This is a genomic window from Nocardia brasiliensis, from assembly GCF_042691675.1.
Lineage (GTDB): Bacteria > Actinomycetota > Actinomycetes > Mycobacteriales > Mycobacteriaceae > Nocardia > Nocardia brasiliensis_D.
In genome coordinates, this window is the sequence record NZ_CP170507.1 from 1,921,256 (window position 1) to 1,941,619 (window position 20,364).

The following is a 20,364-nucleotide window of genomic DNA, read 5'->3' on the forward strand; positions in this document are numbered from 1 at the left end:
ACCTCGAGGCGGAGCCGCGACGTTCACGGTGTCGGCGACCGTCGTCAGGGTCACCCGAAGAGGGTTGTTCCGGCAGGAGTGGGCGAAGTGCGATGCCGGGTATCGAGTCGTCGCGCTCCCCGAGTTCACGACCCGCATGTTGAAGCGGTTGCGCGCCGACCCAGCGCACGGATGTGTGAGGTGAAGGCGATTCGGGAGGTGGGAGGCGGTGCCGTCGAGGTTGAGGACAGGGTTCCGCTGGTGTTTCCCGGACGGGAGGAGTGCTTCGCGATCTCGCCGGAACAGGCGCTGGACTCATCGGCCGTGCTGGAACTCGGGCTCGGGACGGCGGTCCGGTAGGAACAGTGGTCCTGATAGTTGGCGTATTCTTGGTAAACGCCCAATACGGCAAACCGGGCCTGGTTTAGATACCGGTTCTGACCTGGTGTCTTAGGTGCGCCATCAGGGACTCGAACCCCGAACCCGCTGATTAAGAGTCAGCTGCTCTGCCAATTGAGCTAATGGCGCTTGCTCCGTGTTCCGGTGCGGGACAAACCTTAACAGGCCGAGGCGGCAGATGTGAAATCGTGTCCTGAGCGGGGGCGATGGGCGGATCGGCGGGGGTGTTAACAAGGGGAGGGGTTGTTCGTATCTATCCCGTGTAACACGACTGTGTCGACGGGGCATTCGCGTTGGTGCGAGCGCTTCCTACTGGCAGAATGACGGAACGTGGTCTCGACCGCTCCGCAGGCACGGCGGGTTGAGCTGTAAGCGGTTGGGATCCGAAGCCATCGGTGTGCTTCTGATGCACCGAGACTTGAAACGGGGTTGAGATGAGCGTTGGTCAGGGTCGGCGTCGGTGGATACGACATATCACCGCACCTGTCGTCTTGTTCGCGGTGGCCGCGCTGGCGTTATCGGGGTGCTCTTCGTCGAGTTCGGACTCGGCATCGGTTGCGATAGACCGCAATCCGATCCTGGAGTTGATCAAGCCGAAGTTGTTGTCCCCCATCAAGGATGGCGACGTGGGGGTGTCGCCGGGCGTGCCGCTGGCATTCCAGGTCGAGGACGGCAAGCTCACCAACGTGACGCTGGTGAACGCGCAGGGCAAGCCGGTGGGCGGCAGGCTGGCCGCCGACGGTCGCTCGTGGGAGACCACCGAGGTGCTCGGTTACGGCAAGACCTACCGGCTGAAGGCCGACGCGATCGGTCTCGGCGGCGCCAACACCACCACGCTGAGCTTCACCACCAGTTCCCCGGACAGCCAGACCAAGCCGTATCTGCTGCCCGGCGAGGGCGAGGTGGTCGGTATCGGCCAGCCGGTCGCGGTCCAGTTCGACGAGAACATTCCGGACCGCAGGGCCGCTCAGGATGCGATCAAAATCACCACCGAGCCCGCCGTCGAGGGCGCCTTCTACTGGGTGAGCAACCGTGAAGTCCGGTGGCGCCCGGAGAATTTCTGGGCACCGGGCACCAAGGTCACCATCGACGTGAACGTGTACGGACGTGATCTCGGCAACGGTCTCTACGGCCAGGACAACATCCACTCGTACTTCACCGTCGGCGACGCGGTGATCTTCACCGCCGACGACAACACCAAGCAGGTGGTGGTGGAGCGCAACGGTGAGGTCATCAAGACCATGCCGACCTCGATGGGCAAGAACAGCACCCCCACCGACAACGGCATCTACATCGTCAGCGACCGCCTCGAGAAGATCATCATGGACTCCTCGACCTACGGTGTGGCGGTGAACTCGCCGGACGGCTACAAGACGCCGGTCGACTTCGCGACCCGAATCTCCTACAGCGGCATCTTCTTTCACTCGGCGCCGTGGTCGGTCGCGCAGCAGGGCTACAGCAACACCAGCCACGGCTGCTTGAACCTGAGCCCCGCGAACGCGCGCTGGGTCTATGAGAACGCCAAGCGCGGCGACATCACCATCATCAAGAACACCGTCGGTGGAACCCTGTCGGGCACCGACGGTCTGGGTGACTGGAACATCCCGTGGCCGGTCTGGAAGGCAGGCAACGCCGACCCGAGCTGACCGACACTGTAAACGGGCCACCAGTGCGAACCGGTGGCCCGTTTCGCTGTCTTCGGGCAAAGAAAAAGCCCGGGAGGTCCGATTTCTCGGAGCCTCCCGGGCTATCCGGGTGACCGACGGGACTCGAACCCGCGACAGCCAGGATCACAACCTGGTGCTCTACCAACTGAACTACGGTCACCATCACCGGCTGAACACCGGCGCCGTCGATATTAGCGTGTTACCCCTTCGTCTCCCTAATCCGTTTCCGACACGGCGTTGACCTGCGGTGATTCGAGGGGTGTCGCGGTGCCGCCGCCACCGGGTGCCGCGCTGCCACCGATCTCGGCGGCGATCTCGGCGATCTCGGTGGTGGACGGGCCGGGCGGCGCGACGAACGCGGTACGGCGGTAGTACTCCAGCTCGCGGATGGATTCCTTGATATCGGCCAGCGCGCGGTGGCTGAGGCCCTTCTCCGGCTGACCGAAGTAGATGCGCGGATACCAGCGGCGGCACAGCTCCTTGATCGAACTCACATCGATCATCCGGTAGTGCAAGTGAGCGTCGAGCAGCGGCATGTCGCGGGCGATGAAACCGCGGTCGGTGGCTATCGAGTTACCGGCCAGCGGCACGGTGCGCGGGGTGGGCACGTACTGGCGGATGTAGTCGAGCACCTGCTGCTCGGCCTCGGCCATGGTGACGGTGGAACGGCGCACCTCTTCGGTCAGTCCGGAACGCGCGTGCATGTCGACGACTACGGCGGGCATCGCGGCCAGCGCCGCGTCGTCGGCGTGGATCACCACGTCGACGCCCTCGCCCAGGATGTTGAGGTCGCTGTCGGTTACCAGAGCGGCTACCTCGATCAGCTTGTCGCTGTCCAGGCGTAGCCCGGTCATCTCGCAGTCCATCCACACCATGTATTTATCCGACACGCGAGCAACATTAGCTCTGTCCAGTTTGCGATGCCTGCGGCGGTGTTTGTTTGGCGGGGTTGCGGGCTGGGGGTTTGCCCTGTGTTTTCGGCCGCGTGGCCGCGGCGTGTTCGCGGCCCGGGAAGTCTCGCGGACGATGCTCGGTCTCGCTTCGCTCGAAAGGCTGGGGTGGGCCATCGGGGTTGCGTAGGAGGGTAGTCGAGTACTGGATGTCCGTGATCCGGCGTGTGGAGACCACTGGCTCGCGGGGAGGGGAGCCCACATTGGGGCACTTGCGGGGATACAGTTCCTGGCAGATCGGCACAGGCGTTTTCGGTACGACAGCAAACACTGCGTAATGCAGTTCGAGTCAGACCAGACGGAGGACGTGCGATGAACACCCCCCAGGAGAAGGCGGCTGCGGCGCGTAAGGCTGCCGAGGAGGCGGCGAAGGTCGCGGCGGAGGCGGCGGCTGCCGCGGAGGCTGCGGAGCGCGAGTTGGCGGAGCAGCAGGCGGCGGGTTCGGGCGAAAGTGGGGCGCACGCGTCGGCGAAGGCGGAGAGTGCGGCGGCTAAGGCCGATCAGACCGCGGCGGCCGCCGCCGAAGCGGCGAACAAGGCGAAGCAGAAGAAGGCCGATGCTGCGGCGGCCAGTGCGGCGGAGCAGTCAGGCGCACCCGCGGGGTCCGCGGCGGCGCAGGAGATCGCCGCCGGTTACGCGTTCGAGGGGGTGGCGCTGGAGCTGGGTACCGTGGTGGTCGACGGGGAGGTGGATCCCGCTGCGCGCGTGCGTATTCCGATGCGGACGATGAACCGGCACGGGCTGGTGGCCGGTGCGACGGGTACCGGTAAGACGAAGACGTTGCAGGGCATCGCCGAACAGCTTTCGCGCGCAGGCGTTCCCGTGGTCCTCGCTGACATCAAGGGCGACCTGTCGGGTCTGTCACAACCGGGGGCGACCAACGACAAGCTGAGTGCGCGGGCCGCCGAAACCGGCGCCGACGACTGGACACCGACCGGCTACCCGACCGAATTCGTCTCGCTCGGCACCAATGGCATCGGCGTGCCGATCCGGGCCACCATCACCTCGTTCGGCCCGATATTGCTCAGTAAGGTGCTGGGACTCAACGAAACTCAGGAATCCACCCTGGGGCTGATCTTCCACTGGGCGGACAAGAACGGCCTCGCGCTGCTCGACCTGAAGGACCTGCGCGCCGTCATCACCCATCTCACCAGCCCCGAGGGCAAGGAAGATCTCAAGGGTATCGGCGGTGTCTCCGCGGCCACCGCGGGCGTGATCCTGCGGTCACTGGTGAATCTGGAGTCCGACGGCGGCGACACGTTCTTCGGTGAGCCGGAACTGGATCCGAGCGATCTGGTGCGCGTCCAGGGTGGTCAGGGCGTGATCACCTTGTTCGAGCTCGGTGCGCAGGCGGCTCGGCCGGTGATGTTCTCCACCTTCCTGATGTGGGTGCTGGCCGACCTGTTTCAGACGTTGCCCGAAGTGGGTGATGTGGACAAGCCCAAGCTGGTATTCATCTTCGACGAGGCGCACCTGCTGTTCGCGGACGCGTCGAAGGCTTTCCTGGACCAGGTGGAGCAGACCGTCAAGCTGATCCGCTCCAAGGGTGTCGGCGTGTTCTTCTGCACCCAGCTGCCCACCGACATCCCGAATCAGGTGCTGTCCCAACTGGGTGCGCGCATCCAGCACGCGCTGCGCGCGTTCACCCCGGACGATCAGAAGGCACTGTCCAAGACCGTGCGCACCTACCCGAAGACCAGCACCTACGACTTGGAGAAGGCCCTCACCTCACTGGGCACCGGCGAGGCCGTCGTGACGGTACTTTCGGAGAAGGGCGCGCCGACGCCGGTGGCCTGGACCAGGATTCAGCCGCCCCGCTCGCTCATGGACACCATCGGCGACGACGCGATCAAGTCGCGCGCACTCTCCAGCGGGCTGCACAACAAGTACGGCCAGACCATTGACCGCGAATCGGCCTACGAAATCCTCGCCGCGAAAGTCGCCGCGGCAGAACAGGGCCCGGAGGCCGCTCCGGCGCCCGGTCGCTCGTCGAAGGCCGAAGAGGATTCCACCGCCGAGCGCATCATGAAGAACCCTGCGGTGAAGAGCTTTTTGCGTTCCGCCGCCACCGCCGCGGGACGCGAGATCAGCCGCAGCATCTTCGGGACCCGAAAGCGCTGACCCGCCCCCGGATTCCCGCACACCCGATCGGATGTGCGGGAATCACCAGGTATTCAGCTCGCGTCGCGGTCCAGGAGATTGGGCTGGCGAGCGACGAGCTGCGTGTAGTGGCCGTCGCGCACCGCGATCACCGGAGTGCGGGTGGCGCCGGGTTGGTAGGCGCCGGTGCACGGCACGGCGAGCAGTTCACCTGCCCGCAGGTCGGCGGGCAGCCGGACGTCGGTGGCGAGGATGACATCACCCGCCCGCCCCGCGACGGTCGCGTTCATCTGTGGACCGGTCGCCCGCCGATTCGCCACGACCATGCCCGCGCAGTTACCGGCCCTGCCGCGAGCCGCGCTATCGATCACGACCGAGGCGTGCCCGCCATCGTTCTGCTTGACCGACAACACCCGATACAGGGTGACTCCGGCTCGCGCCACGATCCCGCGACCCGGTTCGAGCGCGACGTTCGGCCGAGGGAAATGCTGACGGGCACAAGCCGCGTCGAGGGCGTCCTCGATGATCGCGGACAGCTCGGGAAGATTCATTTCGGCATCGCCGCTGCGGTAGGCGACCGCGTGCCCGCCGCCGAGGTCGAGATCGGTCAGAATCCGGTCATGCTCCCGACGAACCAGTGCCATCTCGGCGACCAACCGGCGGATCGCCTCGCCGTAGTGGTCCGGGTTGTAGATCTGTGAGCCGAGATGGCAGTGGAAGCCGATCAGCTCCAGCATCGGCGAGTCGAGCACTCGCGCCACACCCGCGGCAACCTCATCGAGCGGGAACCCGGCGGCTTGCCGGGGCAGGTCCTGCTCGATGCCGGGCGACACCCGCAGCAGCACCCGTTGCGGCCGGGCGGCGACCGTGGCTAGCAGGTCGATCTCGGCGGGCGAACCCACCACGATCCGGCCGACCCCGCGAGTGACCGCGGCTTGCAGCGTGTCGCGAGACAACCCATTGCCGTGCAGAATGATTCGCCTCGGCTCGACCCCGGCGGTGAGCGCGGTGGTCAGCCCCTCGGACGAGCACACGACCACCGCGAGCCCTTCCTCGGCGACCCAGCTCGCGACCGCCCCGATCGGCAATGCCGCTGCGGCGTAACCGATCTCGAACTCGGGAAAGGTGTTGCGATACGCGCGGCAGCGCTGTCGGACTTCCCGCTCGTCGAGCACCCGCACCGCCGTGCCGTAGGTATCGGCGATGTCGGCGAGCGCGACGTCACCGACTACGATCCTGCCGTCCGCGGCGTACCGCGCGTCGCCGGGCCATACCGCGGAATCCAGGTTCGCGGCCGTTCCCGACCGAGGTGGCGAGAAGAAGTCCACTAGCGTCACGGGTGCTCTCCTGATCCGCTCCCCGTTTTCTCCGTCTGCGGGGCCTCCCAACAACTACGCCCGCGCGCGGGCGGAAGCGGGCCGCTTAGCGCAACATTGATCGCCGCCGACCGGATCTTGACGGATCGCTGACGGACCGGCCGCACGACGGGAGCGTCGGCGGCCGGCCGTGGCTCAGCAGCCGACGTCGCGGCTCATCAGGTCCGCGGTGGTTTCCCGGCGCACCAGTTCGCGGCACTGGCCGTGGCGCACCGCGACGATCGGGGGACGGCCGACGCTGTTGTAGGACGAGGCGAGGCTGTGGTGGTACGCGCCGGTGCACGGCACCGCGAGCACCTCGCCGGGGCGCAGATCGACCGGCAGTTGCACGTCGGTGGCCAGGATGTCCCCGGCCTCACAGAACCGGCCCGCCACCGTCGCGGTCATGCTCGCGCAGGTCGGGTGCCGGTTCGCGACGACGACGCTGTAGCGCGCGCCGTACAGCGCGACGCGCGGGTTGTCGCTCATCCCGCCGTCGACGGTGACGTAGGTGTGGCCACCCTCGACGTGCTTGACCGACAGCACCCGATACAGCGTCACCCCGGAGCGGGCGACGATGGCCCGCCCGGGTTCGAGCGAAATGTGCGGGCGCGGGAAATGCTGCCGCGCGCAGGCCGCGTCGAGGGCGTCCTCGATGATGGCGGCGAGTTCGGGGAGGTTCATTTCGGCGTCGCCGGTGCGGTAGGCGACCGCGTGCCCGCCGCCGAGGTCCAGCTCGGTGAGCAGGTGGCCGTGCTCTTGCCGGACCCGCGCCATCTCGGCGACCATTCGGCGCACCGCCTCGCCGTAGTAGTCCGGGTCGCAGATCTGCGAGCCGAGGTGGCAGTGGAAGCCGATCAGGTTCAGCTTGGGCTGCCGAAGAATCCGCGCGACCGCCTCCGCGGCCGTGTCGCCACCGAGCGGGAAGCCGAATTTCTGGTCGGTGACACCGGTTTTCACCGCCGGGTGCCCGTGCACGTCGATGCCGGGGGACAGGCGAAGCAGCACATTCTGCGAATCGGTGACCAACGCCGAGAGCAGGGTGATCTCGGCAAGCGAGTCCACCACGATCCGGCCGACCCCGGCCTTGACCGCGGCCGTCAGTTCATCGAACGATTTTCCGTTGCCGTGCATGATGATTCGTCGCGGAGCGACCCCGGCGGCCAGCGCGATGGCCAGCTCACCGGACGAGCAGACGTCCACCGACAGCCCCTCCTGGGAGACCCAGTTGGCGACCGCGCGGATCATCAGCGCCTTGCCCGCGTAGATGATCTCGGCCTCCGGGAAGGCCTTGCGGTAGGCCCGGCAGCGCTCCCTGACCTCGCGCTCGTCGAGGACATAGGTCGGAGTGCCGTACTGATCGGCGATGTCGGCCAGTGCCACCCCGCCGATCGTGATCCGCCCAGCATCGTCGTAATGCGTGTCGCGCGGCCATACGGCCGAGTCCAGGCGCGAGGGCATTCCCGACTTCAGCGACGGGAAGATTTCCAGCAGCGTCACGGTGTCTCCTGTGTGCGCCCCCGCTATTCCGTATGCGGGGCCGATGTCAGGACTACGCCGATTCCTCTTGGGCAAACGTCCAGCTTACGACTGCTTGACGACCGGAAGGCCGATCTTGACGGAACGTTGACCAGGCCGTGAGCTGGGTCTCCGCCGCCGCTCAGCCGCCCAGCTTCTTGTAGAAGGCGCCCGCGATCGGCGCGGTGACGGCGCGCGGACCGTACTGCCCCGCGACGCTCATGCCCTTGCTGATCAGCCCCGGGACCACCCGCATCTTGTTGCGGGCCAGCGCGTCGATGGAGACCTTCGCGGTGTACTCGGACGACACCCACATGAAGTCGGGGACCAGGCGGTCGACGATCGACGCCTCGGCCGGGTCGGGCGCTTCCGTGCGGACCGGCCCCGGCGCGAGCAGCGTGACATGGACGCCGGACCCCTTCAGCTCACCCCGCAACGACTCGGAGAACGTATTGGCGAACGCCTTGCTCGCCGCGTAGGTGGCGTTGTTCGGGATCGGCATGTTCCCCGCCGCCGACCCGCTGATCAAGATGCCGCCACCGCCACGGGCGATCATCCCCGGCAGCACGGCAAGCGTGAGATCGTGCACCGCAACAGCATTGAGTTCCATCTGGGCGCGTTCGTAGGCCAGATCCAGCTCGGCAACCGCCCCGAACGTCGCGATCCCCGCGTTGTTGCACAGGATCGCGATATTGCGCGCCGACAACTCCTCGACCAATGCGCCGCGCTGGTCCCGATCGGCCAAATCGACCGCCCGCACCTCGGCGGCAACCCCGTGCGCCAACGTCAACCGCTCCGCGAGCTCGGACAGCACCGCACCGCGCCGGGCAACCAAAATCAGCGAATAGCCGCGCGCGGCCAGTTCAGCGGCCAGCGCGGTACCGATGCCGGACGATGCGCCGGTAACCACCGCGCGATTCTCAGAAGTAGGGGAGGGCAGGCTCACAAGTGGAGCCTATGCGATGCATGGCCGGTCCAGACGAGCACCATCACCCGTCCTACGGCCGGTCACGATGGTCGGACAGCGCTCCCATCGTGGTCAACGGGACATGACGGCGGCGCCACTCGCGAAATGCCGCAGCCATGTGCCGTTGATCGTGAAGGCGGTTACCCGGAGGGTGCCGTTGCCGTTGCCGTTGCCGTTGCCGTTGCCGTTGCCGGTGTCGTTGTCGGGCACGGCGGCAACGACACCGGCGCACGCTCAGAGACGGGCCGCGAGGCGGGTGCCCTGATCGATCGCGCGCTTGGCGTCCAGCTCGGCGGCGAGTTCGGCGCCGCCGATGAGGTACAGGTTCACGCCCGCGGCGCGCAGCTCGTCCTCCAGGTCGCGGACGGATTCCTGGCCCGCGCAGATGATGACGTTGTCTACCGGGATCAGTTGCGGGCGTTGGCGTTTCTCGCCGAAGCTGATGTGCAGGCCGTTGTCGTCGATGCGCTCATAGTTGACGCCACCGATGTGCTCGACGCCCTTGGCCTTGAGCGCGGCGCGGTGCACCCAACCGGTGGTCTTGCCGAGGTCCTTGCCGAACGCGCTGGCCTTGCGTTGCAGCAGAACGACTTCGCGGGCGGCGGGCGATGGCTTCGGCGTGCTGAGCTGACCACGAACCTGCTCGTCGTCGGCCGTGACGCCCCACTCTTCCTTCCACTCGTCGAGCTTCAACGTGGGATGTCCGTCGACAGTGAGGAATTCGCTCACGTCATAGCCGATGCCGCCCGCGCCGATGACCGCGACGCGCTTGCCGACCGGGCGCTCCTCCCGAACCAGCTCGGCATAGGACAGCACCATCGGGTGGTCGATGCCGGGGATGTTCGGGATGCGCGGCTTCACGCCGGTGGCGAGCACCACCTCGTCGTAGCGGGCCTCGATGAGTTCGGCGGCGGTCACCCGCTTGTTCAAGTGCACGGTCACGCCGGTGATTTCGAGCATCCGGCGGTAGTACCGGATCGACTCGTTGAACTCTTCCTTGCCCGGAATGCGGCGGGCGATGTCGAACTGGCCGCCGATCTTGTCGTCGGCCTCGAACAAATCCACCTGGTGCCCGCGTTCGGCGAGGTTGACCGCCGCGGACAACCCGGCCGGTCCCGCGCCGACCACCGCGACGCGCTTGGTGCGCCGGGTGGGCAGCAGCTTCAGCTCGGTCTCGTGTCCGGCGCGCGGGTTCAGCAGACACGACACGGTCTTGTGCTGGAAGGCGTGGTCCAGGCAGGCCTGGTTGCAGGCGATGCAGGTGTTGATCTCGTCGACTCGGTCCTGCTTGGCTTTGTTCACCCACTCCGGGTCGGTGAGGAACGGGCGGGCCAGTGACACCAATTGCGCGTCACCGCGAGTCAGGATTTCCTCGGCGATCTCCGGCATGTTGATCCGGTTGGACGCGCACACCGGAATGTTCACCTGCTTGGTGATTTTCGCGGTGAATTCGACGAAAGCCGCCCGCGGCACCGACGTCACGATGGTCGGGACGCGTGCCTCGTGCCAGCCGATGTCGGTGTTCAGGATGTTCGCCCCGGCGGCTTCGAGTTCCTTTGCCAGCGTGACGATTTCGTCGAATGTCTGGCCCTTCTCGACCAGCTCGGCCATGGACAGCCGGAACACGATGATGAAGTTCGGGCCGACCGCGGCGCGGGTTCGGCGGACGATCTCCACCGCGATCCGGCGCCGGTTCTCCGGCGAGCCACCCCACTTGTCGGTGCGCTTGTTGGTGCGCGGCGCGAGGAACTGGTTGATGAAATAACCTTCACCGCCCATGATTTCGCAGCCGTCGTACCCGGCGAACTGGGCCAGCCGCGCGCAGCGCGCGTAGTCATCGATGGTTTGCTCGACACCCTTGGCCGAGAGCTTGCGCGGCCGGAACGGATTGATCGGCGCCTTGATCGAGGACGCGGAAACGCTGCCGGGCATGTAGGAGTAGCGGCCCGCGTGCAGGATCTGGATGGCGATCTTGCCGCCCTCCTTGTGCACCGCCTTGGTGATCGCCCGGTGCCGGTACGCCTCGGTCTTGTTGGTCAGCTTGGCGCCGAACGGCAGCAGCCAGCCGGTGCGGTTGGGCGCGTAGCCCCCGGTGATGATCAGACCGACGCCGCCACGGGCACGTTCGGCGAAGTACGCGGCCAGCTTGTTGGTGTCCCAGGCGCGGTCCTCCAGCCCGGTGTGCATCGACCCCATCACCACGCGATTGCGCAAGGAGGTGAAGCCGAGATCTAGCGGTTCGAACAGATGGGGAAAGGAACTCATGCCCGTGCCTCGCTGACGCTCGGCTTCGGCATGCGTTCCGCACGCTGGCACATGATTCGCTCACTCATGGGCGCGTCTCACCTTTCTCCGATACTCAATCCGCGCGCGGGGCTGTCGCAGGCGGGTGCAGGGCGTGTAGAACTTCGTCGCACCACTCGATGAACCCCGACTCCACGCGGACGCCCGCGCGCAAGACGAGGTACTGGTGCAGAGCCGTACCGGAGAGCTGATCCGGTGCCGGGAAGTCGCGTTTCTCGATGAGGCGATAGACGTCGAGGCGCTGGGCGTGTTCGTCGCGATGCCGGGCGACCTCGGTGCGCAGCGCGTTGATATCGCCGTAGGCGGCGGCGCGGATCTTGACCGCGAGCTCGTTGCGCGGCGTGCCGGTGTCCGAGGGCTCGGCGATCCAGCGGGCCAATTCGGCGCGCCCCGCCTCGCTCACCGCGTACACCTTCTTGTCCGGCCTGCCCTCCTGCGTCACCGACTCGCTGTTCAGCCAGCCGGACTCCTCCATCCGCTTGAGCACGCGGTAGATCTGCTGATGCGTCGCGCTCCAGAAGTACCCGATGGACTTGTCGAAGCGGCGCGCCAGCTCATATCCGGAGCCGGCGCGCTCGGTCAGCGATACCAGCAGCGCATGCTCGAGGGCCATGCCGCAAGATTAACCGTAACACCCAGTACTATGCAACTGGGTGCATACGCTCAGCCCTGGCGCCACTTCTCGTCGGTGAGAATCCCGCTGGCCTGCGGACCCATCAGCAGCATGCCGCCGTCGACGACATACGACGCCCCGGTCACATAGCTGGCGGCCGGGGTGGCCAGGAAGGCGACCACCGCGGCGACTTCGCCCGCGTGTCCGGGGCGGCCCAGCGGGAAGCCGGGGCGGGGCTGCGTGCGCGGGTCGACATCCTCCTGGCCGGTGATCGGCGTCGAGATCTCACCGGGCGCCACCGAATTCACCGTGATGTCGTGCTCGGCCAGTTCCAGCGCGAGCACCTTGGTCAGCGCGCCCAAGCCCGCCTTCGCGGCACAGTACGGCGCTGAGCCGACGCGAGGCGCGTGCTCGTGCACGCTGGTGATGTTGATGATCCTGCCCCCCTTGCCCGCCTCGATCATCCGCTTGGCGGCCCGCTGCGCGCAGAGGAACGCGCCGTCGAGATCGACCGAGATGACATGGCGCCAGGTGTCGAAATCCATGTCCATGGCCTTCTGTGCGGAGCCGACGCCCGCGCAATTGACCAAGACGTCGATGCCGCCGAGTTCGTCGGCCAGTTCATCGACAGCCGCTGTGGCGGTGGGCAGATCACCCAGATCCAGTCGGCGGATCGCCGCTTGGGCACCGCGCTCGCGCACTTGCCGAGCCGTGTCCTCGGCGCCCTGTTCATCGCTGTGGAAGGTGATGCCGACATCGACGCCGCCGCCCGCCAATGCCACGGCTATCGCCTTGCCGATGCCGGAGTCGGAACCGGTCACCACCGCGCGCAGCGGCGCGCCGGCCCGGTCTTGCGGTAATGGAGCGGTAGTAGCCATGTTGGCCGACTACCCGGGTGCACCAGGCCGAATCAGCGGTGCGGTACGTGTGTGGCCCACTCGTGGCGGTCCGGCGGTTAGGCTGCGCGGCATGAGCGAGGTGGACGCGCGGGCGACCGTCGGGCAGGCCGCCGGGCGCGGGCAAGTGCTGGCGTGGGGGTTCTGGGACTGGGGATCGGCGGCGTTCCACGCGGTGATCCTGACCTTCGTGTTCTCGGTGTATCTCACCGACAAAGTCGGTGACGATCTGCCCGGCGGGATCTCGGCGAGTGCGTGGCTCGGCTGGTCGCTCGGCATCGGTGGCCTGGTGGTCGCGGTCACCGCGCCGATCTTCGGGCAATGGTTCGACGCCACCGCGAAACGCAAACGCTCCCTTGCCGTGCTCACCGGACTCACCGTGCTGTCGATGGCCGGGATGTTCTTCGTCCACGACGACTACCGGGACCTGTGGCTCGGCTTGGTGTTGCTTGCCCTCGGTGCGGCGTTCTTCGAGCTGGCCAACGTGCCGTACAACGCGATGCTGCGTCAGGTCTCGACCCCCGCCACCGTTGGCCGGGTCTCCGGATTCGGCTGGGCCATGGGGTATTTCGGCGGCATCTTGCTGCTGCTGATCTGCTACTTCGGCTTCATCTCCGGTGACGGCGACAATCGCGGTCTGCTCGGTGTGCCTACCGATGACGGGTTGAACATACGGTTGGTCGCGGTGGTCGCCGCGGTATGGTTCGCGACTTTCGCGCTGCCGGTGTTGTTCTCGGTGCCCGAATTGCCGCGCACCGACGCTGATCCCGGCGCGGCGAACGCCGGGTTCTTCGGGTCGTATCGGGTGCTGTGGCGTGACCTGCGTGAACTGTGGGTCGTCGACCGGCGTGCCGTCGGTTTTCTATTGGCGAGTGCGGTCTTTCGTGACGGGCTCGCCGGGGTGTTCACCTTCGGTGCCGTGCTCGCGGTTCGGGTGTACGGCATCGCCGACTCGGACGTGCTGCTCTTCGGTATCGCGGCCAATGTCGTTGCGGCCCTTGGCGCGGTGGTTGCGGGCCGGTTCGACGATCGCGGTGGACCCAAGATCGTCATCGTGGTCTCATTGGCCTCGATGATCGTCTGCGGCGTCGTGTTGCTGCTGGTCTCCGGCCCGTTGATGTTCTGGATATTCGGCCTCCTGCTGACCATTTTCGTCGGCCCGGCCCAGTCCGCGGCCCGCTCGTTCCTCACCCGCCTGGCCCCACCCGGTCGCGAAGGGCAATTCTTCGGCCTCTACACCACCACCGGTCGCGCCGTAACCTTCCTAGCCCCCACCCTTTTCGGCCTTTTCGTCTGGCTCTTCGATGCCGACCGCGCCGGTATCGTCGGCCTTCTGGTGGTGCTGGCCCTCGGCCTGCTCGTCCTGCTTCCGGTGCGCTCGCCCGACCCGACGGAGGTTGTCTCGGCGCCTCGGAAGCCCGCCGAGTAGCAGGCGTCCACTACGAAAGCGCCTGTCTAGCATCGGTCCATGACGCTTTCCTATGTAGTAACCGGTGGTGGCCGGGGGATCGGGCGGGCGATCGTGGAGCGGTTGCTCGGCGACGAGAATGTTGTTGTGGCCGTTGAACGAGATGCCGAGGCGCTGGCGTGGGCGGGCGGCCGGGTGATTCCGGTGATCGGTGATGCCGCCGCTGAGGAGATTGCCGAAGAGGCCGCTGATTTCGCGGAGCGGGCGGGGACATTGGCGGGGTGGGTGAATAATGCGGCGGTATTTCGGGACGCCTCAGTGCATTCCGCGTCGGCGACTCGCGTCGTCGAATTGATTACCGCGAATCTGGCACCCGCGGTCGTCGGCTGCACCACCGCGGTCCGACGCTTCTCGAGTACCGAAACTGCTGGCGCGATCGTCAATATTACGTCGCACCAAGCGCAACGAGCGGTGCCCGGTGCGCTGCCCTACAGCACGGCGAAAGCCGCGATCGAGGGCCTGACGCGGGCGCTCGCGGTGGAGTACGGCGCGCGGAATATTCGGGTGAACGCCGTCGCGCCCGGGTCGGTGGCCACCGAGCGGTATGCCGAATTCCTTGCGAGCCTTGATCCTTCGGCGGCGGAACGGGTCGAGCGGCAAATGGCGGACCTGCATCCGATCGGCCGGGTGGCGACCGCCGCCGAAGTGGCGGCGGCGGTGGCGTATCTGCTCTCGGCGGACGCGAGCTTCGTCAACGGTGCGGTGCTGCCGGTGGATGGGGGCCGCTCGGTGCTGGCGTTCGATCCGGAGGCTCGTTAGTAGCAGGATCATGCTATCCGCCTGGCGAAACCAACTCTTCGGCCTGTTCGGCCGGGTCTCGGCAGCGACCGCGCAGGCATCGTCGGCCTCCCACTGGCCCTGTCCTCGGTCCTGCCATGATGCTGCTGCGCTCGCCCGCTCCGACGTAGGTCGTATCAGGCGGTGCTCTGCCTGCCGGATGAGGACACCTGTCCCGGATAACCAGGCGATATCCCTACTCGACAACGCCGCGCTGGATCGGCATTCACCGTACTGCCGGACGCTTCGGTGAATTCATGCTAAACGCATAAATGCGCCAACTCGCAAACGCTCGGCGATCGCAGACACCTCGGTTTGTTTTCCGTTGTGGCGCACCATAATCGACATCGCACTCTTGACTCCGCCGCGGGTGCGGTCGTATGGTCATCCCACGGCCTTATACGGTCGCAGGAGGGTCGGTGGGGATACCAATACCCCCTCCATTGCGGGTACAAACACACGTCCGTTGGCAGCTGTGTCAACAAAGATGAGCGCGACGCCGATTCGAGCCTTCGCCACGAGTCGGCGCATAAAGTCGAGTCAGCACGTATTCATAATTGGACAACCCTTTGGGGGGTAGTATGACAACGTCGGTAGCAATCGGCCAAAATCTATCGGCCATCGTTCAAGAAATCCAATTCGGCTCCGCGCGGGCCATTCACGATCAGTTCAGCGGCGACGCTGCTGCCGAGTCGGCGAACATGCTGAGATCGGCCGCCGAGGAGACTGTCGAGCGGGCACGCAAAGGCTCTACCGGCGCCTTGACCGAGTTGCATCTCGCACTGGAGGCTATTCACCGGTCGTATTTCGCGAAGCCGCGTCCCAACGAGTCATGGTGCAACCGGAAGGGAATTCTCGATCCGGTGCAGGCCATCCTCGAGGATTTCGTCATCGAGTACGAAGACCAGTGGATGGATGAGGGAGAGATTCCGTTCACCGACGATCCTGATCAGTTCGTCCAGCAATTGAAGGAAGCGGTCCGCGCCCACCCCGCCAACCGGCATCCCTTTTATATCGACTTTCTGCCGTTCAAAGCCGGCATCGCCGATATTCGATACTATCTCGCCCAGGAAACCGCCCTGGATCCGCGGTTCGACGATTTCATCGCATTGATGCAATTGGGTTGCGACAGCCAGCAGAAGTTGGAGTTGGCCGGCAACTACTGGGACGAGATGGGCAACGGCAACCCCGACCAGGTCCATACATCGATGTTCGAGAACGCGATGCGTGAGGTCGGGGCGGATCCCGAGTTCGTCCGCACGCATCGGTTGGTGGAGACGCTCATCTGCGGGAACCTCTCGGCGACGCTGGCGGTGAATCCCCGCTTCTACTACCGGTCCATCGGCAGCTTCGCGGTGACGGAGTTCTTGTTCCCGCGTCGCTGCGCCCAACTCCTCGAGGCGTGGCGGCGGAACAACCTCTCCGAGCGCAACGGCGACTACCACAAGGAGCACATCGGTATCGACGCCCGGCATGCGAGCGGCTTCTTCAGGAACGTCATCAAGCCCGAGATTCGCAAAGATCCGAGTGCCACCGGTGATATCTACTGGGGAGCGATAGCGCGGATGAACTCTTCGCAACGCTATCTCGATGCGCTGCTGAACGAGCTCGTCTCATGCTGATCGAGGTCGATGACAACACGCTGGCGGTCCGGAAGGGTGAGACCAGCGTCGAGTCCGCCGCGTTCCATGCCTGGTGCCTGTCCATAAATATGCAGACCACCGAGCTACGCGTATCGGCTACCGCGGCGGATCTCGACGACAACGAAAGAGAACTCGTCGTCGCCATCACCGAACTGTCCGATGTGTTCGACGTTCCGTGCACCATCACCGTGCCGCCGTCGTGTGCACAACTGATCAACCAACTACCGCTCGAAACCGACTTCGTCACCGTGCGTATTTCCGGCTGACCGAGCTATATAACCAGCCCCCGACGAGCGGGCTGCACACTGAAAGGAAAGACCTGTGTCCGAACTGCAAGATCGTGGATTCAAGTTTGTCACCCTGCCACCGATCGGTGACGACGTACTGGCCAGCTACGAAGAAATCGAGCTGGACCCGTACATGGCACACGGCACCAGGTACAAGCGGTTCTCGCAGTACCGGCTGACCTTCTCCGGCGACGAGGGATGGCAGTTCGAATTGTTGCCGCACCGGGCTTACTCGGCATTCAAGAAATTCAATAACGTCGCAGGCGGCATCCTTCGTGAGTACACGCCGATTGCCGTGGATTTCGTCAGCACGATCAAACACATCATCGACCAGGAGCGTTTCCTCGACGAGACCGTCGATTGGCAGATCAACGTTCACCAGAACCGCAGCAAGACCACGACCGAAAAGTCGGCGGAGCTCACCCCGGAGGGGATCCACCAGGACGGGCACGAGTTCGTGATCATCTCGATTTTGAGCAGGAACAACGTGCGGGGCGGCGAAATGCGGCTGTGGCCCGCGAAAGACGCCGACCCGATCTGGCGCGGCACACTCGGTGCCGGTGACGCGGTAATCCTCGATGATCAGCGCGTCTATCACGATGTGACGCCGATCGAACCGGACGGTTCGACGACCGGCACCCGCGACATCCTCATCGTCTCCTTCTCCCGGTGGGACGAACGCTGGTACGGCGAGGAACACGAACGCGCGGTCCTCTCCGATGTCGGCTGAATCCGGTGACGTCGCCGCCGCCGACCCGGTTCGGTCGCCGATAAGGCTGGTCCACGGTGCCTGTCCACTGGATTGCCCCGACGGCTGCAGTTGGACAGTCACCGTCGACGGCGACGAGCCGGTGAAGCTGGCCGGGCGTAAGGACCACCCGTTCACCGCGGGGGCTCTTTGCGTCAAGGTCAACCAGTACCTCGAACAGGCCCGGTCACCGTCGCGGCTGCTGAATCCGAAACGGCGCGTGGGACCGAAGGGGTCGGGGATATTCGAAGATGTCGATTGGCCGACGGCGATCGACATGATCACCGACCGGCTCGAGAACGCGATCAATCGGTGGGGTGGGGAATCGATCTGGCCGTACCAAGGCACGGGGAACCTCGGCTACATCCAGGGCTTGCAGGGCAAGGCGGGTCGACGGCTGTGGAATGCGATCGGCGCGTCGCGCCATGACATGACGATCTGCTCGATCGCCGGTCAGGAAGGACTCGCGCAGTCCACCGGTACCTCGTTGGGGATCGACCCCGAATCGTTGGCTGCGTCTCGGCTGGTGCTCATGTGGGGTGTCAATACGCTGACCTCGGGGCACCATCTCTGGAAATTCGTTCTGCGCGCGCGTGCTCAGGGTGCGTGGATCGTCGCGATCGACCCGATCAGGACCCGGACGGCCAGGCTCGCCGACGAGCACATCGCGCCCCGTCCCGGCACCGACGCTCATCTCATTCTCGGCCTGATCCACGAGTTGGTCGCGCACGAGGCGATCGACGTCGATTACCTCGAGACGATGACCAACGGGTGGCCTGATTTCCGCGGCCGCCTGCCCGAATTCGCGCCTGCCGCAGTCGAAAAGACAACCGGCGTACCCGCATCGGTGATCACTCGCCTTGCCGCGCGGATCGCGTCGTCGCCACCGGTCGGTATCCGCGCGGGGATGGGGTTGCAACGCCATGCCGGTGGCGGCAATGTGCTGCGATTGCTGGCGTGTCTGTCGGCGGCCACCGGCGACTGGGGCCGCTACGGCGGTGGCGTGTCCTATTCGACCGACGGCTATTTCGGGCTCAACCGGGCCGCCCTCGACCGCGACGACCTGCGGACACGGCCGGTACGGGGACTATCCATGACCCGGCTCGGTGACACGCTCAACGATCCGAACCTGTCGCCGCCGGTCAAGGTGCTGTTCGTCTATGGCGCCAATCCCGTAGCCAGTGCGCCCGGCCAGGCCAACATCATCAGTGGGTTGTCGCGCGAAGATCTCTTCACTGTGGTTGTCGACCATTTTCAGACCGACACCTGCGATTATGCCGACCTTGTTCTGCCCGCGACGATGCAGACAGAGCACCTCGACATTCACGACGGCTACGGCCACATGTACATCGCATGGAACGAACCCGCGGTTGCCCCGGCGGGCCAGGCGCTGTCGACGACCGAAATATTCCGTCGAATCGCCGCCGGGCTACGGTTGCGCGAACCGTGCCTCTACGACAGCGATCTCGAAATAGCTCGGCAGCTGATGGACTCTACGCATCCGTCGCTGGATGGCATCACCATAGAATCATTGCGTGAGCGCGGATGGCAACGTCTGAATTACCCGGACGAGTTCATCCCCTTCGCCGATGGGTTTCGCACCGCGAGCGGAAAGTTCGAATTCCCGACGAATGCCGACTTCAGTGCAGAGGTCGGCGCGGAAACGTCGGGAAGAGACGGCCGGTACCCGCTGTCGCTGCTGGCGACAGCATCGCATTACACACTCAACTCGACGTTTCTCAACAATGAATTGCTGGCCGGTAAGTCGAGTGGGACTGCGGTCACCCTGAACCCCGCGGATGCCGACTCGCGCGGAATCGGTTCCGGGGCCCGGGTCCGGGTCTTCAACAGCCGAGGTGAATTCAGTACCTGCGCCGAGATCAGTGATGCGGTCCCACCAGGGGTGGTCGCGATGACAAAGGGAAGCTGGCCTAAGATCGTCGGCGGCCCGACCGTGAACGCAACGGTCGAGGAACGCGATGCCGACCTGGGCGGCGGAGCCGTATTCCACGACAACAATGTCGATGTTCAGCTACTCGACCGACAGGATACCGATGATTGACTGGAATTTGTTCTGGCCGTTCATGCTCGCCGCGGTCGTACTGGTGGTCATACCCGGCCCGGATATGATCTTGATTGTCACGCTCGGCACGCGGCACGGCAAAGCCGCTGGGGTGGCGGCGGCCGCGGGGGTGGCGGCCGGGCTCGCGGTCCATATCGTCATCACGGTGCTGGGCTTGTCCGCACTGGTGCACAAGTTTCCCGCTGTGTATCAGGGGTTGAAATGGCTCGGCGTCATCTACCTTGTCTACCTTGCGATCTCGTCGTTCCGAGCCGACCCAGAGCCACCGCTCGATGAGATATCCGACACGAAGATACTTCGTAAGCCGGTGTTGGCATCCTTTCGGAGCGCTGCCATTACCAACGTGTTGAATCCCAAAGTGATTCTTTTCAACCTTGCCTTTCTGCCCCAGTTCACCAACCCTGGTCTGGGGCACGTGCCGCAGCAGCTCGCCATTCTGGGACTTGTCCTCGTCATCGTCGATTTTGTCATCGACGGCCCCATCGGTTACCTGTCCGGAATGTTCGGTAACCGAATCGCCGAAACCAGCAACAACTACGGTCGCCGCATCAATAACGTCGCCGGGACGATATTCCTCTGCCTGGCGGGCTGGCTGGCAACCACGTGAACC

18 protein-coding genes and 2 tRNA genes are annotated in these 20,364 nt (G+C 65.3%); 10 read left to right on the top strand and 10 right to left on the bottom strand.

The window, feature by feature from the left end:
* Nucleotides 1-180 precede the first annotated feature (180 nt).
* Nucleotides 181-339: a hypothetical protein gene (locus tag ACFK0J_RS08915; RefSeq protein ID WP_378738320.1), complete on the top strand. Its 159-nt coding sequence runs from the start codon at nucleotides 181-183 to the stop codon at nucleotides 337-339.
* A gap of 95 nt (nucleotides 340-434) precedes the next feature.
* On the opposite strand, the gene ACFK0J_RS08920 is transcribed toward ACFK0J_RS08915, so the two are convergent.
* Nucleotides 435-507: transfer RNA gene (locus ACFK0J_RS08920), tRNA-Lys, on the bottom strand.
* Nucleotides 508-812: 305 nt separating this feature from the next.
* Between ACFK0J_RS08920 and ACFK0J_RS08925 the strand changes: the two genes are divergently transcribed.
* Nucleotides 813-2,024, top strand: coding sequence for an Ig-like domain-containing protein (locus ACFK0J_RS08925; protein WP_378738322.1), 1,212 nt, complete (start codon nucleotides 813-815; stop codon nucleotides 2,022-2,024).
* Nucleotides 2,025-2,132: 108 nt separating this feature from the next.
* On the opposite strand, the gene ACFK0J_RS08930 is transcribed toward ACFK0J_RS08925, so the two are convergent.
* Both ACFK0J_RS08930 and orn read right to left on the bottom strand, forming a co-directional pair.
* A tRNA-His gene (locus ACFK0J_RS08930) sits at nucleotides 2,133-2,205 on the bottom strand.
* 55 nt (nucleotides 2,206-2,260) lie between these two features.
* Nucleotides 2,261-2,920, bottom strand: a complete 660-nt coding sequence (orn, locus tag ACFK0J_RS08935; protein ID WP_378742711.1) for an oligoribonuclease — start codon at nucleotides 2,918-2,920, stop codon at nucleotides 2,261-2,263.
* Nucleotides 2,921-3,307: 387 nt separating this feature from the next.
* On the opposite strand from orn, the gene ACFK0J_RS08940 reads away from it, so the two are divergent.
* Nucleotides 3,308-5,116, top strand: coding sequence for a helicase HerA-like domain-containing protein (locus ACFK0J_RS08940; protein ID WP_378738325.1), 1,809 nt, complete (start codon nucleotides 3,308-3,310; stop codon nucleotides 5,114-5,116).
* A 53-nt stretch (nucleotides 5,117-5,169) separates the two neighbouring features.
* On the opposite strand, the gene ACFK0J_RS08945 is transcribed toward ACFK0J_RS08940, so the two are convergent.
* The 7 genes from ACFK0J_RS08945 to ACFK0J_RS08975 all read right to left on the bottom strand — a co-directional run bounded on the left by ACFK0J_RS08945 (nucleotide 5,170) and on the right by ACFK0J_RS08975 (nucleotide 12,730).
* Nucleotides 5,170-6,432 carry a diaminopimelate decarboxylase family protein gene (locus ACFK0J_RS08945; RefSeq protein ID WP_378738327.1) on the bottom strand — a complete coding sequence of 421 codons (1,263 nt, stop codon included), beginning with the start codon at nucleotides 6,430-6,432 and terminating at the stop codon, nucleotides 5,170-5,172.
* A 174-nt stretch (nucleotides 6,433-6,606) separates the two neighbouring features.
* Nucleotides 6,607-7,950: a diaminopimelate decarboxylase gene (gene lysA, locus ACFK0J_RS08950; RefSeq protein ID WP_378738329.1), complete on the bottom strand. Its 1,344-nt coding sequence runs from the start codon at nucleotides 7,948-7,950 to the stop codon at nucleotides 6,607-6,609.
* A 160-nt stretch (nucleotides 7,951-8,110) separates the two neighbouring features.
* The gene (gene cmrA / locus ACFK0J_RS08955) at nucleotides 8,111-8,914 is read right to left on the bottom strand and encodes a mycolate reductase (RefSeq protein WP_378738330.1); all 804 of its coding nucleotides are present in this window, start codon (nucleotides 8,912-8,914) and stop codon (nucleotides 8,111-8,113) included.
* 93 nt (nucleotides 8,915-9,007) lie between these two features.
* Complete coding sequence (locus ACFK0J_RS08960; RefSeq protein WP_378738331.1) at nucleotides 9,008-9,145, bottom strand: hypothetical protein; 138 nt, start codon at nucleotides 9,143-9,145, stop codon at nucleotides 9,008-9,010.
* 24 nt (nucleotides 9,146-9,169) lie between these two features.
* Nucleotides 9,170-11,200 (bottom strand): FAD-dependent oxidoreductase, encoded by a 2,031-nt coding sequence (locus ACFK0J_RS08965; RefSeq protein ID WP_378738332.1) that lies wholly within the window; start codon nucleotides 11,198-11,200, stop codon nucleotides 9,170-9,172.
* Nucleotides 11,201-11,294: 94 nt separating this feature from the next.
* Nucleotides 11,295-11,852 (bottom strand): PadR family transcriptional regulator, encoded by a 558-nt coding sequence (locus ACFK0J_RS08970; RefSeq protein WP_378738333.1) that lies wholly within the window; start codon nucleotides 11,850-11,852, stop codon nucleotides 11,295-11,297.
* A 50-nt stretch (nucleotides 11,853-11,902) separates the two neighbouring features.
* The gene (locus tag ACFK0J_RS08975) at nucleotides 11,903-12,730 is read right to left on the bottom strand and encodes an SDR family oxidoreductase (RefSeq protein WP_378738334.1); all 828 of its coding nucleotides are present in this window, start codon (nucleotides 12,728-12,730) and stop codon (nucleotides 11,903-11,905) included.
* A gap of 91 nt (nucleotides 12,731-12,821) precedes the next feature.
* Here ACFK0J_RS08975 and ACFK0J_RS08980 point away from each other — a divergent pair, with 91 nt between their 5' ends.
* The 7 genes from ACFK0J_RS08980 (at nucleotide 12,822) to ACFK0J_RS09010 (ending at nucleotide 20,361) form a co-directional block, all read left to right on the top strand.
* Complete coding sequence (locus tag ACFK0J_RS08980; protein WP_378738336.1) at nucleotides 12,822-14,177, top strand: MFS transporter; 1,356 nt, start codon at nucleotides 12,822-12,824, stop codon at nucleotides 14,175-14,177.
* Nucleotides 14,178-14,216: 39 nt separating this feature from the next.
* Nucleotides 14,217-14,975 (top strand): SDR family NAD(P)-dependent oxidoreductase, encoded by a 759-nt coding sequence (locus ACFK0J_RS08985; protein WP_378738338.1) that lies wholly within the window; start codon nucleotides 14,217-14,219, stop codon nucleotides 14,973-14,975.
* 599 nt (nucleotides 14,976-15,574) lie between these two features.
* The gene (locus tag ACFK0J_RS08990) at nucleotides 15,575-16,615 is read left to right on the top strand and encodes an iron-containing redox enzyme family protein (RefSeq protein ID WP_378738340.1); all 1,041 of its coding nucleotides are present in this window, start codon (nucleotides 15,575-15,577) and stop codon (nucleotides 16,613-16,615) included.
* On the top strand, nucleotides 16,609-16,902 hold the full coding sequence (locus ACFK0J_RS08995; protein ID WP_378738342.1) for a hypothetical protein: 294 nt from the start codon (nucleotides 16,609-16,611) through the stop codon (nucleotides 16,900-16,902). The genes ACFK0J_RS08990 and ACFK0J_RS08995 overlap by 7 nt, the downstream gene beginning before the upstream one ends.
* Nucleotides 16,903-16,957: 55 nt before the next feature.
* Nucleotides 16,958-17,653, top strand: a complete 696-nt coding sequence (locus ACFK0J_RS09000) for a 2OG-Fe dioxygenase family protein (RefSeq protein WP_378738344.1) — start codon at nucleotides 16,958-16,960, stop codon at nucleotides 17,651-17,653.
* A complete protein-coding gene (locus tag ACFK0J_RS09005; RefSeq protein ID WP_378738346.1) occupies nucleotides 17,643-19,733 on the top strand; it encodes a molybdopterin-dependent oxidoreductase in 2,091 nt (696 codons plus the stop codon). Before ACFK0J_RS09000 ends, ACFK0J_RS09005 begins: the two co-directional genes overlap by 11 nt.
* Nucleotides 19,726-20,361: a LysE family translocator gene (locus tag ACFK0J_RS09010; RefSeq protein WP_378738348.1), complete on the top strand. Its 636-nt coding sequence runs from the start codon at nucleotides 19,726-19,728 to the stop codon at nucleotides 20,359-20,361. Before ACFK0J_RS09005 ends, ACFK0J_RS09010 begins: the two co-directional genes overlap by 8 nt.
* Nucleotides 20,362-20,364: the final 3 nt, after the last annotated feature.

What these genes read in the sequence shown, in the direction of transcription:
- ACFK0J_RS08925 (WP_378738322.1), top strand. Translation starts at nt 813, where the DNA reads ATGAGCGTTGGTCAGGGTCGGCGTCGGTGGATACGACATATCACCGCA.
- orn (WP_378742711.1), bottom strand. Translation starts at nt 2,920, where the DNA reads ATGGTGTGGATGGACTGCGAGATGACCGGGCTACGCCTGGACAGCGAC.
- ACFK0J_RS08940 (WP_378738325.1), top strand. Translation starts at nt 3,308, where the DNA reads ATGAACACCCCCCAGGAGAAGGCGGCTGCGGCGCGTAAGGCTGCCGAG.
- ACFK0J_RS08965 (WP_378738332.1), bottom strand. Translation starts at nt 11,200, where the DNA reads ATGAGTTCCTTTCCCCATCTGTTCGAACCGCTAGATCTCGGCTTCACC.
- ACFK0J_RS08970 (WP_378738333.1), bottom strand. Translation starts at nt 11,852, where the DNA reads ATGGCCCTCGAGCATGCGCTGCTGGTATCGCTGACCGAGCGCGCCGGC.
- ACFK0J_RS08975 (WP_378738334.1), bottom strand. Translation starts at nt 12,730, where the DNA reads ATGGCTACTACCGCTCCATTACCGCAAGACCGGGCCGGCGCGCCGCTG.
- ACFK0J_RS08980 (WP_378738336.1), top strand. Translation starts at nt 12,822, where the DNA reads ATGAGCGAGGTGGACGCGCGGGCGACCGTCGGGCAGGCCGCCGGGCGC.
- ACFK0J_RS08985 (WP_378738338.1), top strand. Translation starts at nt 14,217, where the DNA reads ATGACGCTTTCCTATGTAGTAACCGGTGGTGGCCGGGGGATCGGGCGG.
- ACFK0J_RS08990 (WP_378738340.1), top strand. Translation starts at nt 15,575, where the DNA reads ATGACAACGTCGGTAGCAATCGGCCAAAATCTATCGGCCATCGTTCAA.
- ACFK0J_RS08995 (WP_378738342.1), top strand. Translation starts at nt 16,609, where the DNA reads ATGCTGATCGAGGTCGATGACAACACGCTGGCGGTCCGGAAGGGTGAG.
- ACFK0J_RS09005 (WP_378738346.1), top strand. Translation starts at nt 17,643, where the DNA reads ATGTCGGCTGAATCCGGTGACGTCGCCGCCGCCGACCCGGTTCGGTCG.
- ACFK0J_RS09010 (WP_378738348.1), top strand. Translation starts at nt 19,726, where the DNA reads ATGATTGACTGGAATTTGTTCTGGCCGTTCATGCTCGCCGCGGTCGTA.